This is a genomic window from Bacillus sp. FG16 (genome assembly GCF_057809515.1).
This window is the reverse complement of the sequence record NZ_JBMDKC010000002.1, coordinates 48987-62693: the sequence shown is the minus strand read 5'-3', so window position 1 is coordinate 62693 and position 13707 is coordinate 48987. Positions and strand designations below refer to the sequence as shown.

The window sequence follows — 13707 nt, the reverse complement described above, 5'->3', positions numbered from 1 at the left end:
TTTCCCTCCGCTACATTAACATTGTTGGATTAAAATCAATTGAGATTTGTAGCTCTTTTTGCATTTCTGCTTGATAATGTTCATTTACCATTTTGAGCACGTTCTTTAAGTTTGGTTCCCGTTTGTATTTTATCATGCATTGATAACGATATCTATCTTTTATCCTTGGAATTGCTGAAGCAACTGGTCCTAACACCATTGTTTGCTGTGAGCAATGCGTTCGTAAATACGAGGCAATTTTTTCCGTCACTTGCACCGCTTTTAATAATTCTGGATGAGATACGGTTACGAGTACAACATAGTAATATGGGGGATATTGTCTTGTTCGTCTCATTTGCATTTCTTGGTCAAAAAACACATCATATTGTTGGTTCTTCGCTAACTCTATACTGTAATGTTCTGGCGTATACGTTTGAATCACAACTTCCCCTGGCAATTCATGTCTACCCGCTCGTCCACTTACTTGCGTCAATAACTGATATGTCTTTTCACTTGCCCGAAAATCAGGTAAGTGAAGCATCGTATCCGCAGTTAAAACCCCAACAAGCGTTACTTTCGGAAAATCTAATCCTTTAGCAATCATTTGTGTTCCAAGTAATATATCTGCTTTTTCTTCCCCAAACGCCTTTAATAATTTTTCATGCATTCCTTTTCTACTTGTCGTATCTACATCCATTCGAATGACTCGCGCCTCTGGAAATAGTTTTGTAATTTCTTCTTCTACCTTTTGTGTACCTGTACCAAAGAAACGAATGTATGTACTTTGACAAGCTGGACACTCAGTTGGCATATTTTCTTCGTGACTACAATAATGACATTTTAAACGATGATTCATTTTATGATATGTCAATGAAATATCACAATGCGGACATTGTACAACATACCCACAATCACGGCACATAACAAATGTAGAATGACCTCTTCTATTTAAAAAGAGTACCATCTGTTCTTTCTTTTCTAATCGATCTGCTATTTTTTCATGCAGCGCCTTAGAAAACATCGATCGATTCCCGTCACGAAGTTCTTCTCGCATGTCAACAATCTCTACTGTTGGTAAAGCTTGTTCATTCATACGTTTTTCCATTGTTAGTAGTTCATAAACACCTTTTTTCGCCCTTGCAAACGATTCAAGTGTTGGTGTCGCACTACCAAGAACGATAGGACATTTATGATATTGCCCTCTCCAGACAGCTACATCTCTTGCATGATACCTCGGATTATCTTCTTGTTTGTAACTTGATTCATGCTCTTCATCAATAATGATAATCCCTAAATTCTCAAAAGGCGCAAAAACGGCTGAACGCGCACCAACTACAACTTTCACTTCTTTTCTTAAAATCTTACGCCACTCGTCATACTTTTCTCCAACAGACAACGCACTATGAAGAACTGCAACTTGCGAACCAAACCTACCTTTAAAACGATCCACCATTTGGGGCGTTAGTGCAATTTCAGGAACAAGAACGATAGCTTCTTTTCCTTTCTCGAGCACTGCTGCTATAGATTGTAAATATACTTCTGTCTTTCCACTTCCTGTAACACCATATAGTAAAAATGGATTATAAGTTTCATTTGTAATTGATGATAAAATCGGTGTAATAACTTGTTTTTGTTCCTCCGTAAGTGGAAATGGTTTCGTTTGTTCAAAATCATCATCGTCATACGGATTTCGGTATACTTCCACATACTTTTCTGAAATGAAGCCCTTTTTAACAAGTGCTTTTATTGGAGCATCTGTTATTTGTAACTCTTCTGTAATTATTTTCAACGGTACACTTTTATAATTTTCCACAAAATAATAAAGTACATCTTGTTGTTTTTTACTTTTCAGTTCAAATGCTGCTAATTCCAATTTATCTTCTGGCAACTCCGGCTGAACAACTCTTTGCTTCTTCTTTTGTACTTTATCTTTCACTTGATAAACGACTTCAACCGTACCATTTTTAATTTCTTGTTGAATAGTCCGGTATAAATGTGGCTGCTGCTCGATTACTTCAAAATCAATTGCTTCTTTATCCTGAAATAAATATAGTATTTCAGGTGCTATTTCTTCCTGCTTACAAATTTGTAGACGTTTTTTATACGTTGCTTTTATCGCAGTTGGAAGCATCACTTGAAAAGCTGAAATCATGTAGCATAACGTTTCACTTGTAAGCCAATATCCAAGCTTTAATAATTCATCATTTAAAACCGGTGTTACATCTAATATTTCATGGATTGTCTTTAACTTCTTACTTTCTACATCCACCGAATCTTTAATCCCAATAATAAAACCTTGCAATTTCCTTGGCCCAAACGGAACTACTACACGCATTCCTGTCTGTACAATATCTTCCCATTTTTCAGGGATAATGTAATCAAATGGTCGATCTGTCTGACGGGCAGGTACATCAACAATTACACTTGCAAATTTCATAAACGATCATCTTCTAACATCATTTCAATTTGCTTTAATATTTCACTAGCTACCTCTTTTTTCAGTAAAAGTGGTAACTCAATAACTTTTCCATCTTTTCTATACATTGTTACAATATTCGTATCCGTGCCAAATCCAGCTCCTTGCGCTTTTACATCATTCGCGACAATCATATCTGCATTTTTCTCACGTAGTTTTTTCGTTGCATATTCCTCTACATTTGTCGTTTCAGCAGCAAAACCGATAAGTAACTGTTTATCCTTTTTCTGACCTAACGTTTTTAAAATATCCACCGTTCTTTCGAGTTCAATGACAGCATCACCATTTTGCTTTTTCATTTTATTATCATGAACATATTTCGGACGATAATCTGCAACTGCTGCTGTTTTAATGACAACGTCTACGTTTTGATAATGTTGAAGAACTGCTTCTAACATATCTTGTGCAGATTCCACTTGCACTGTCGTTACATGTAACGGTGGATTTAATGCTGTCGGTCCTGAAACGAGTATAACATCAGCGCCTAAATTCGCCGCCACTTCTGCAATCGCATACCCCATTTTTCCAGAAGAAAAATTCGTCATAAAACGAACTGGATCAACTTTTTCACGTGTTGGGCCAGCAGTTATTAATATTCTTTTTCCCTGCAATGGTTTGTGTTCTGAGAAAGCTTCCTCTAACCTTGCAATAATTGCTTCAGGTTCTTCTAGTCGTCCCTTCGCTACATATCCACATGCTAAAAAGCCTTCCCCAGGCTCAATAAATGTATATCCTAGCGTTTTCAATGTCATCATATTTTTTTGAACAATTTTATTTTCATACATATGCACATTCATAGCAGGTGCAATCCATACCGGGGCTGTAGTAGCTAACAGAGTAGTTGTAATCATATCATCTGCAATACCACCAGCTAACTTTCCAATACAATTGGCAGTAGCAGGTGCGACAAGTACAACATCCGCCCAATCTGCTAAATCAATATGAGCAATAACAGCCGAGTCTTTCTCATCAAACGTATCCGTATATACATCATGGCGAGAAAGCGCTTGGAATGTAAGAGGCGTAACAAACTTCATTGCCGACTCACTCATCATTACTTTTACAATCGCGCCAGATTGTGTCAATTTACTCGTTAACGCAGCTGCTTTAAAAACCGCAATGCCTCCTGTTACACATAGAAGTATCTTTTTCCCTTTTAGCATATGACTCGTCCTCTTTCTTTTTCAAACTTATAATACTGAAATAGAATTCCCAGCTCGTCAGTACCAATATTTCATTCCTTTCGTAAAAAAATAACAACCTACTTGTAAATAGGTTGTTACCGTTACATAGAAAATTATAAAGTCTATGTTTTATTTTGTCGAAGGCAAAGGCTTATTCAGCTACTTTATCTTCACTTGGTACGTAGCTTAATGCTTCTGCATCGATTTCTTCTAATGCTTTACCTACACATTTATGAGAAACAGGTTGCTCTACAACACAGTTATTAGCAAGTTGCATTTCACGTGCGCGTTTTGCAGCCACTGTTACTAATGTGTACTTAGAATCGATTTTTTGTAGTAATGAGTCAATTGATGGATTTAACATAATTATAGACCCTCCGTCATTTCTTTATAATATTTTGCTACCCTTTCGCGGCGGCAATGTTCGCCAACCACAATTGCTTTAATTCTATCACAAGCTAATTCAACTTGATCGTTTTCTACTACATAGTCGTAAGCGTCCATCATCTCGATTTCTTCTTTCGCTACAGTTAAACGATTTTCAATAACATCTTCAGTCTCTGTACCACGTCCGACAATACGGCTCTTTAGTTCAGATAAACTTGGAGGTGCTAAGAAAATAAATACACCTTCTGGGAAAGCTTTCTTAACTTGAATTGCTCCTTGCACTTCAATTTCTAAGAATACATCTTTTCCTTCTTGTAATGTTTTTTCAACATAGTCAATCGGTGTTCCGTAATAATTACCTACGAACTCAGCCCACTCAAGTAATCTTTCATTACGAATCATTTCCTCGAATTCTTCTCTTTCTTTAAAGAAATAATCCACACCATCTACTTCACCTTCACGCGGCTTACGTGTCGTTACTGAAATAGAGTATTGAAAACGTGTATCCTCATGGCTAAACAGCTCTTTACGAACCGTTCCTTTTCCAACCCCAGAAGGCCCTGAAAGAACGATGAGCAATCCTCTTCTACTTCTCATAAATATGTAAAACCTACCCTTCCTCACTTAAATCTTCTTTATTATTCAAACGATGTGCAATCGTCTCTGGTTGAATTGGACTTAATACAACATGCCCATCATCCATAACAATAACCGCCCTTGTTTTTCTCCCATACGTAGCATCAAGCAAAGCATTATGTTCGCGTGCTTCCTGTACTGTTCGTTTAATAGGAGCTGACTCCGGACTTACAATAGCAATAATTCGATGAGCAGATACAATATTTCCGTATCCAATATTTAAAAACCGCATGGCCATAGTTTGCGCCTCCTAGTAAGTCTATCCGATTTCTCCACCACGTATAACTTTATATATTTTTTTGAAAGCTACTCAATATTTTGTACTTGTTCACGAATTTTTTCAAGGTTATTTTTCATTTCTACAACATATTTTGAAATTGTTAAGTCATTTGCCTTAGAACCAATCGTATTAATTTCTCTATGCATCTCTTGCACGATGAAATCCATTTTCCTTCCAACAGGCTCTTCAATCTGCAATGTTTCACGAAATTGCTCTAAATGACTTTGCAAACGAACTAACTCTTCATGAATATCACAACGCTCTGCAAAGATTGCGACTTCTGTTAGCAATCTTTGTTCATCTAACTCTTGATTATGTAATTCTTTTAAGCGATTTTCTAATCGTTCACGATATTTTTGTGTAACAATTGGTGCATGTGGAATAATTGCATTTACACAATTGCTAATCTCTTGTAAACGATACGCTATATCTTTATGTAATCGTTCTCCTTCGCCATCTCTCATCGTTTTCAACATATGAGCAGCTTGACGAACAGCCTCATATAAACTGTTCTCAAAATGTTCATTTACATTTTCTATTTCTTCAATTGCTGTTACTTCTGGCATTGCCATTAATTGCTCGAGTGTAATAGAATCTTGTAATTGAAACTTTCCTTTTATATCTTCCATCATCGATTGGTACTGCTCAAGAAGTGACCAATTCACACTTAATTTTCTTTCAACAAGTCCTTCACCTGCTATACTAATAGACACTTCAATGCGTCCACGTCGAACTTGCTGTGCAATTATTTTACGAATTTTGTCCTCAAATACCATCATTTGCTTAGGAAGTCGAATACTCATCTCTAAAAAACGGTGGTTCACCGATTTCATTTCTACTGTAATTTGAAAAGTATCACTTTCTACTTTCGATCTTCCAAACCCTGTCATACTAGAAATCATTTTTTATCACATCCAAGCCATAAAATAACTCAATGAAAAAGGTAATAGAGACAAGGCTCTACTACCTTCTGTAAATTATATCACATTTTCATAACATTGACTATTTCAAGTTTAATCCCTTCTTATATAACATTGGCTTTTTCTTTTTCGCCTTTTTCCCTGTTAATAAAGAACCTACTAGTAAGAAAGTCGGAATTGATGACAAACCTCCAATTAATAACCAATCTCTTACTTGTATCGGCATTGTGCTAAAAATCGGTTGTAACGGTGGATAATATATCACCACTAGCATGAGTAGTAATGAAATGATAACCGCCCCTACTAAATACACGTTCCCAAATGGATTACGATGAAAGACAGAATGCTCACTACGACAATCAAATACATGAATAAGCTGAGCAAGTACCAACGTCGCGAACGCTACAGTTTGTGCATATTTCAGTTCATTTGGATGTTGGTTATACGCAATAATAAACGCTACTAACGTCACTGCCCCAATTAAAAAACCTCGACTTATTATTTTCCACGCAAGCCCTCTAGCGAACACCCCTTCTTTCGGGTGGCGCGGCGTTCTCTTCATCACATCTCCTTCAGCCTTATCCAAACCTAATGCCATCGCTGGTAAACCATCAGTAACTAAGTTCACCCATAAAATTTGAATAGGAACCATCGGCAGTGGTAATGCAAGTAACATCGCAAATAACATAACTAAAATTTCTCCAACATTTGATGCTAATAAATATCGGATGAACTTACGTATGTTCTCGTATATATTTCTTCCTTCTTTAATCGCTGACTTAATTGTAGCAAAATTATCGTCTAGTAAAACAAGTGAAGAGGCTTCTTTTGCAACATCTGTCCCTGTAATCCCCATCGCTATCCCAATATCCGCTGTTTTTATAGCTGGAGCATCGTTCACTCCATCACCTGTCATCGCTACTATATGCCCTTGATTTTGCAGTGCCTTAACAATTTTTAATTTATGTTCAGGTGATACACGAGCGAATACATACGTATCTTCTACAACATTTTCTAATTCCTCCACATCCATATTCGCGAGTTCTACTCCTTCAACAACGCGTCCATCTGGTGGCAAAACTCCTAATTGTTCAGCAATCGCCATTGCTGTCACTTTATGATCACCTGTAATCATTACTGTTCGAATACCAGCTTCTTTACACTCTTTTACCGCCTGCGCCACTTCTGGTCTTGGTGGGTCAATCATACCTTGTATCCCAACCAACATAAAACCTTTTTCAACGTCTCTTTCATGTTCAATAGAATCCGTTATTTTTAAAGGTTTAAACGCAACTGCAATTGTTCGAAGCGCTTGACTACCTAAGCTATGAATAGCCGCCTGTACTTCTTTTCTATATAGCTCACTTAACGGCTGTTGCTTATCCCCCCATAAAATCGTTTGACTCATTTGTAAAAGAACATCCGGTGCCCCCTTCGTAACAATAAACTTTTTCCCCTCTCGATCTCGTACAATAACACTCATCATTTTTCGAGTTGAATCAAATGGAAATTCACGAATAACTTCAAATTTCCCTTTCAATGCCTCACGCGTTATCCCAGCTTTCATTGCTGCAGCTACAAGCGCTCCCTCTGTTGGATCTCCATCTAATACATACGCCTTTTTCTTTTGAATAATATTTGCATTGTTACATAGTGAACCAAATGTAAGTAGCTGATAAAGTGCTTTTGTCTTAGCTGGATTCACTTCTTTTTCACCTTTCATAAAAGAGCCATTAGGTTCATATCCTTGCCCTGTCACTTTCCACAATTCTCCGCCTGACCACATATGTGTTACCATCATTTTGTTTTGCGTCATTGTTCCCGTTTTATCAGAACATATAACGGAAGCACAACCTAACGTTTCTACGGCTGGTAACTTTCGTACAATTGCTCTCTTCTTTATCATACGCTGTACACCAAGTGATAAAGCTACTGTAACAATTGCTGGCAATCCTTCTGGAATAGCCGCAACAGCTAGCGATACGCCAGCTAAAAACATATGATATACTTCATTCCCTTGATACACACCAGCCAATACAACGAGTGCTGTCAAAATAAGAGCCACAATAATTAATATTTTTCCGAGCTGTTCTAACCTTCTTTGCAGTGGTGTTTCCATTTGCTCTGCATTTTGCAACATATTGGCAATTTGCCCCATCGCTGTATTCATACCAGTTGCTACAACGACTCCTGTACCAGATCCTCGCGTAATCATTGTCCCCATAAAAGCCATATTTTTTTGATCACCAATTGCAACATCTTGCCCTTGCAATGCTTCGACCTTTTTTTGTACAGGTACGGACTCCCCTGTCAAAGCAGACTCTTCAATATATAAACTTGATGCTTCAACAAGACGCACATCAGCCCCAATACGATCACCACTGGAAAACTTAATAATATCACCTAAAACAAGTGCTTTAGATGGTGCTTTTACCCACTTTCCATTCCGCATTACAGTAACTTGCGGAGCGGCTAGTTCCTTTAAAGCTTCCAATGATTTTTCAGCTTTTCTTTCTTGAAAAAAGCCGAGAATACCATTGATAATAACAATGGCAACAATAGCAATAGAATCAATGTATTCACCTAAAAACGCAGAAACAATTGTTGCTCCAAACAAAACGAGTACCATGAAATCTTTAAACTGTGCTAAAAATACCATTAGTGCAGAAGGCCTTTTTGCTTCTTCTAATTCATTAGTACCAAATTTCTTTACTCGCCCTTCTGCTTCTTTCTCTGTAAGTCCAACCTTTACATTCGTATTCGTTCTTTCTTCCACTTCATGTGCCCGCATTCCATACCAGTTCATCCTGCCATCGACCTCCTGATTCCAGACATACTCTATTGAAAGCTTATTCAGCCTCGTCCAAAAAAATGCTATAATTAACTTTTAGTTAGAAAGGAGTGTTCATTTATGGCATTCGATGGATTATTTACAAGAGCAATTACACATGAAATTGCAAATTCTCTTTACACAGGAAGAATTTCCAAAATATATCAACCTTCAAAGTATGAGATTTTATTACATATTCGAGCAAACGGAAAGAACCAAAAACTAATTCTTTCGTCTCACCCTACATATGCGCGTCTGCACTTAACGAATCAAAACTACGATTCACCAGCAATACCGCCAATGTTTTGTATGCTTCTTCGTAAACATTTAGAAGGTGGGTTTATTGAAAAAATTGAACAAATTGACTTAGAACGTATTATTCAAATTACAGTTCGCAGTCGGAATGAAATTGGAGACGAATCATTAAAAACATTAGTAATCGAAATAATGGGCCGACATAGTAACATTATCTTAGTAGATACGAAAACAAACGTTATTTTAGATAGCTTAAAACACATATCTTTAGCGGTAAACCGCCATCGTACTGTATACGCTGGAGCTGAATATATTGCACCACCAGCACAACATAAAATTAACCCACTTCAGATTGAAACAAATGATGAATTTATTAGACCACTAGACTTTCTATCTGGAAACATGGATAAACAGCTTGTCGGCACCTTTACGGGAATATCCCCGTTATTCGCAAAAGAAGTAGTGAAAAAAGCTGGTATGGTAAATGAAAAAGCATTAGCGGATGCATTTTTCTCCATACTAAAACCATTATTAACTCATACATATTCACCAGCGATGACTACTTCAAATGGGAAAGAATTCTTTTATCTTTTCCCTCTTGCACACTTGCAAGGAGAAGATAAGACGTTCTCATCTGTTAGTGAATTGCTAGATCGTTTCTTTTTCGGAAAAGCAGAGCGCGATCGTGTAAAACAACAAGCTCATGATTTAGAACGCTTTATGCAAAATGAAAAAAATAAAAACGAGAAAAAACTCATTAAACTTGAAAAAACACTGCAAGATGCTGGAAAAGCAGATAAATATCAACTATTTGGAGAGCTACTTACAGCTAATATGTACGCTGTGAAAAAAGGGGATAAAGATATTGAAGTCGTTAACTATTACGACGAAAATGGCGGAACTGTAAAGATTACATTAGATCCATTAAAAACACCATCTGACAATGCACAACGCTATTTCCAAAAGTATCAAAAAGCAAAAAATTCAGTTGTTGTTGTAGAAGAACAAATCGAAAAAACAAATGAAGAAATTCTTTATTTTGATAGCTTACTTCAACAAATGGAAGCTGCTTCTTCAAAAGATATTGAAGAAATTCGTGAGGAATTAGCTGAAGAAGGTTATGTGCGCAATCGTAAAACGAAAAACGCAAAGAAAAAGCCTACTAAACCATTATTAGATAAATATTTAGCAAGTGATGGCACAGAGATTTTCGTTGGTAAAAACAATAAACAAAATGATTATTTAACAACGAAGTTTGCCCGCCGTGATGAAATTTGGTTACATACGAAAGACATACCTGGCTCTCACGTTGTCATTCGTTCTTTAGAGCCTGCTGAAGAAACTTTACTAGAAGCTGCCAAAATTGCTGCCTATTACAGTAAAGCGAAAGAGTCTAGCTCTGTACCTGTTGATTTCACGAAAATACGCCATGTCAAAAAACCGAGTGGTGCAAAACTTGGTTTTGTTACGTACGACAATCAGCAAACCGTATATGTAACACCAGATGCTGATATTGTAATGAAATTAAAAGCGTAAATACAAAAATGCGTTGCTTATAAGCAACGCATTTTTTATATTCGTTCACACTAGTTCATATACCCATTTACTAATTCATAACATCTTGCTTTTGTCATCTTATATTTCTCTTCTGAAGCTTCTATACGCCTCATCGTTCCGTTATTTGTATCAGTACCAATTGCTTTAACTTTACTTTCTTTTTCTTTAACCCACGCAATTTGTTTCGTTTTTAACGACTGAAACGCATCAGGTGACATCGTACTTTTTAATGTACTGTAAATTTCATTTAGTTTATTATCCCACAGTTCATAATTTCCTTCTATTTCATTTACTATGTCATTATCTGACGCAACGTTTGCATGTGTTTCTTGATTTTCTAGAGCAGATAATTCATTTAGAGCCTTAGTTTTACCTGCAGCTGTTGAAGATTCTTTTGTAATTTTTTTCTCTTCTTTAGAAGTAACTTGTGAACTCACATTATCTTCCTTAACCGTTTCTTGACCTTGACTACTATTTTCTTTCGCTACCTTTTCCTGTTTTTGTTCATTTATATCATATGTAATAGTCGATGTTTTTGCATCTACAGCAATTGATCTAGTATTTTCTTTGAAAATATATTTTTTGTCACCACTGTATTCTTCTTTAACAAAATCAACATTCTTAAAGCCTCGAATTTTCAAAAATTCACTAGCTTCTTCCTTCGTAAGTTTTAAATCGCTCGGTGTATGCGATGACCATTTATCTATTAACCATTTTCCATCTTTATAAACGAAAATAAATTCCCATATCTCTGCTTCATTTCCCATATCATTTGAAGGTGTGATAGTTTCAATCGTTAAAATATCTTTTTTCTGTGAATACGTTAATCTCATTTTTGGTTCAATATTAATAGGGAATGGTAACATATCCGTCTCTCTAGATCGATTAAATGTTGCAAGCGACTTAGGAAGCTGATTCTCTACAAACTTTTCTGAAACCAATCCTTTAACTCCTTTTTTAGCTGTCTCTAAATCCCCAGGATTATTTCGGCTCCATCCATTTTCTTTTTCCATCTCACTAAACGCATTTGCTATTCCATCTACACTCTTTCTTACAATCTTTTTCGCTTCTTTTTCTGTCACTTCTGGCGCTTCATCAAGCTGTTCAATCGTTTCATTTACTTGAACTTTGTGTTCACTTGTTTCACACCCCGTTATAACAAGCATACTAGCGGCCAAACAAAATGACATTACTTTACTTAATTTCTTCATACACTCACATTCCTTAACCCAGTTTTTTTCGTTACATCTCTTTACCTATAAAAAACGTAACAATCCCTTATTATACCAATTAACTTAATTTGTTTATATAAAAAACATATATTTAAATTAAAAAAGGTTTTCGTTTGCGAGTTTATATTATTGTTCAGTCACATAAAAACTTACTGTAAAAATTTTATATATATTTATTTTACATTCGTCTAGTTTTTTTGACACACAGCTACCCTCTTCTCTTTTATTCTAAATAAATATACTGGCACAATTCTTGCTTTATTAATGTAAAAAGGAGGAATTAAAATGAATGTAAGAATAACTAACATCCAAAAACAACTACATAATTACGGAATCGACGGGTTACTTATTACAAAAAAAGAAAACCGTCAATACGCAACAAACTTTACAGGTAGCGCAGGCGTTGTCTTAATCGCTGCGCATAAAGCTATTTTCATTACTGATTTCCGTTACGTAGATCAAGCAAAAACGGAAATAAAAGCAGCAGAAATTATTATGCATAAAGGAAATTTAGAAGAAGAAGTTGCAAATCAAGTATCAAAATTAAACATTCAAAAACTTGGTATAGAAGACAATAATATGACTTTGCAACAATTTAAGAAACTACAAAAATATATACATACAGAAATGGTTCCAGTGTGTGAGATCATTGAAGATATTCGACTTATTAAAGACACATCTGAAATAGAAACAATGAAAATCGCAGCTACGATCGCTGACGAAGCATTTCACCATATTGTTACATTTCTAAAGCCTGGAATAAGCGAGACTGACGTTCGAGATGAGTTAGAATTTTTCATGCGAAAAAAAGGGGCTACATCTTCTTCATTCCAAATCATTGTAGCCTCAGGCGTTCGTTCTTCACTTCCCCATGGAGTTGCATCAAATAAAATAATCGAACGAGGCGATATCGTTACATTAGACTTCGGTGCACTTTACGACGGATATTGTTCCGATATAACACGTACCGTAGCAATCGGGGAACCATCGGAAAAATTCCAAAAAATATACAATGTTGTACGCGAAGCATTAAAACGTGGAACGGAAGCAATTAAGCCTGGAGAAACTGCGAAAAGTATCGATGATATAACGAGAGATTACATTACAGAACATGGATACGGTCAATACTTTGGCCACTCTACCGGGCACGGTCTTGGGTTAGAAATACATGAACCACTTCGCCTATCCCAAGAAAGCAAGGCAACTTTACAAGAAGGTATGGTTGTTACAGTTGAGCCGGGCATTTACATACCGAACTGGGGCGGTTGTAGAATCGAAGATGATATTGTCATCACCAAAGATGGTTATGACGTTATTACAAAATCAAATAGAGAACTAATTATAATCCCTTGTTAATATTATGAAGGTTTAACAAAACTTTTTCTTTGCACATAGAATTCCTTCTCTGGAGTATTCATTTAAAGAGGGGGAATTTTAATTGAATTTTGTAATTGATAAATTGGAGGGTTTACATGTAGAATTTTCAAAGCTTGTTTCCATGATGAATTACGCTCGCTATACAACAATGCAAGCAGTGGAAAGTTTAACAATTGAAGAACTTGATTATTTATATGATAAGGAAGCAAATTCAATTGGCATGTTATTGTATCATATGGCTGCTATTGAATTTTACTACCAGATTCATACTTTTGAAGACCGTGAACCAACGGAGGCTGAATTAGAACGCTGGTTACCTGGCATTGAATTAGGCGATCTTGGGCGTGAGAAAATAAAAGGAAACGCTATAGAATTTTATATAAATACATTACAAGAAGTACGTTCCAAAACAATCGAGACTTTTCAATCGTTATCTGATGAATGGTTATTTAAAACGACAGACTTTTGGTATGACAAACCAGCAAATAACTATTTTAAGTGGTTTCACGTTTTTGAAGATGAAATCAATCATCGTGGACAAATTCGTTTAATTAAAAAGATGCAAAAAGCTCATGCAGTAAAATGAGGAAATGC

Annotated in this window: 11 protein-coding genes; 3 read left to right on the top strand and 8 right to left on the bottom strand. The window is 36.1% G+C overall.

Translation table 11 applies throughout. From position 1 onward, the window contains the following. Positions 1-10: 10 nt before the first annotated feature. The 7 genes from priA to ACODS7_RS01420 form a co-directional block, all read right to left on the bottom strand. Positions 11-2416 carry a primosomal protein N' gene (gene priA, locus ACODS7_RS01450; RefSeq protein WP_048564398.1) on the bottom strand — a complete coding sequence of 802 codons (2406 nt, stop codon included), beginning with the start codon at positions 2414-2416 and terminating at the stop codon, positions 11-13. Next, positions 2413-3618, bottom strand: a complete 1206-nt coding sequence (coaBC, locus tag ACODS7_RS01445) for a bifunctional phosphopantothenoylcysteine decarboxylase/phosphopantothenate--cysteine ligase CoaBC (protein WP_043937038.1) — start codon at positions 3616-3618, stop codon at positions 2413-2415. Before coaBC ends, priA begins: the two co-directional genes overlap by 4 nt. A gap of 172 nt (positions 3619-3790) precedes the next feature. Then, on the bottom strand, positions 3791-4003 hold the full coding sequence (gene rpoZ / locus ACODS7_RS01440; protein WP_000933961.1) for a DNA-directed RNA polymerase subunit omega: 213 nt from the start codon (positions 4001-4003) through the stop codon (positions 3791-3793). A 2-nt stretch (positions 4004-4005) separates the two neighbouring features. After that, positions 4006-4623: a guanylate kinase gene (gene gmk, locus ACODS7_RS01435; RefSeq protein WP_001257742.1), complete on the bottom strand. Its 618-nt coding sequence runs from the start codon at positions 4621-4623 to the stop codon at positions 4006-4008. Between the two features lie 13 nt (positions 4624-4636). Beyond that, positions 4637-4900, bottom strand: coding sequence for an extracellular matrix/biofilm regulator RemA (remA, locus tag ACODS7_RS01430; RefSeq protein WP_001251456.1), 264 nt, complete (start codon positions 4898-4900; stop codon positions 4637-4639). A 68-nt stretch (positions 4901-4968) separates the two neighbouring features. Beyond that, positions 4969-5844, bottom strand: a complete 876-nt coding sequence (locus ACODS7_RS01425; protein ID WP_016080510.1) for a YicC/YloC family endoribonuclease — start codon at positions 5842-5844, stop codon at positions 4969-4971. 100 nt (positions 5845-5944) lie between these two features. Further along, positions 5945-8668: a calcium-translocating P-type ATPase, SERCA-type gene (locus ACODS7_RS01420; RefSeq protein ID WP_048564399.1), complete on the bottom strand. Its 2724-nt coding sequence runs from the start codon at positions 8666-8668 to the stop codon at positions 5945-5947. Positions 8669-8773: 105 nt separating this feature from the next. On the opposite strand from ACODS7_RS01420, the gene ACODS7_RS01415 reads away from it, so the two are divergent. After that, on the top strand, positions 8774-10483 hold the full coding sequence (locus tag ACODS7_RS01415; protein ID WP_243168096.1) for an Rqc2 family fibronectin-binding protein: 1710 nt from the start codon (positions 8774-8776) through the stop codon (positions 10481-10483). 50 nt (positions 10484-10533) lie between these two features. On the opposite strand, the gene ACODS7_RS01410 is transcribed toward ACODS7_RS01415, so the two are convergent. Beyond that, a complete protein-coding gene (locus ACODS7_RS01410; protein WP_243168097.1) occupies positions 10534-11715 on the bottom strand; it encodes a lysozyme inhibitor LprI family protein in 1182 nt (393 codons plus the stop codon). Between the two features lie 306 nt (positions 11716-12021). Between ACODS7_RS01410 and ACODS7_RS01405 the strand changes: the two genes are divergently transcribed. Together ACODS7_RS01405 and ACODS7_RS01400 are read left to right on the top strand one after the other, a co-directional pair. After that, positions 12022-13092: a M24 family metallopeptidase gene (locus ACODS7_RS01405; protein WP_016080506.1), complete on the top strand. Its 1071-nt coding sequence runs from the start codon at positions 12022-12024 to the stop codon at positions 13090-13092. Positions 13093-13174: 82 nt separating this feature from the next. Then, positions 13175-13699 (top strand): DinB family protein, encoded by a 525-nt coding sequence (locus tag ACODS7_RS01400; protein ID WP_016080505.1) that lies wholly within the window; start codon positions 13175-13177, stop codon positions 13697-13699. Positions 13700-13707 lie beyond the last annotated feature (8 nt).

Bases quoted from the DNA above. Each gene is read 5' to 3' on its own strand.
- priA (WP_048564398.1), bottom strand. From the start codon at position 2,416: ATGAAATTTGCAAGTGTAATTGTTGATGTACCTGCCCGTCAGACAGAT.
- coaBC (WP_043937038.1), bottom strand. From the start codon at position 3,618: ATGCTAAAAGGGAAAAAGATACTTCTATGTGTAACAGGAGGCATTGCG.
- rpoZ (WP_000933961.1), bottom strand. From the start codon at position 4,003: ATGTTAAATCCATCAATTGACTCATTACTACAAAAAATCGATTCTAAG.
- gmk (WP_001257742.1), bottom strand. From the start codon at position 4,623: ATGAGAAGTAGAAGAGGATTGCTCATCGTTCTTTCAGGGCCTTCTGGG.
- remA (WP_001251456.1), bottom strand. From the start codon at position 4,900: ATGGCCATGCGGTTTTTAAATATTGGATACGGAAATATTGTATCTGCT.
- ACODS7_RS01425 (WP_016080510.1), bottom strand. From the start codon at position 5,844: ATGATTTCTAGTATGACAGGGTTTGGAAGATCGAAAGTAGAAAGTGAT.
- ACODS7_RS01420 (WP_048564399.1), bottom strand. From the start codon at position 8,668: ATGAACTGGTATGGAATGCGGGCACATGAAGTGGAAGAAAGAACGAAT.
- ACODS7_RS01415 (WP_243168096.1), top strand. From the start codon at position 8,774: ATGGCATTCGATGGATTATTTACAAGAGCAATTACACATGAAATTGCA.
- ACODS7_RS01410 (WP_243168097.1), bottom strand. From the start codon at position 11,715: ATGAAGAAATTAAGTAAAGTAATGTCATTTTGTTTGGCCGCTAGTATG.
- ACODS7_RS01405 (WP_016080506.1), top strand. From the start codon at position 12,022: ATGAATGTAAGAATAACTAACATCCAAAAACAACTACATAATTACGGA.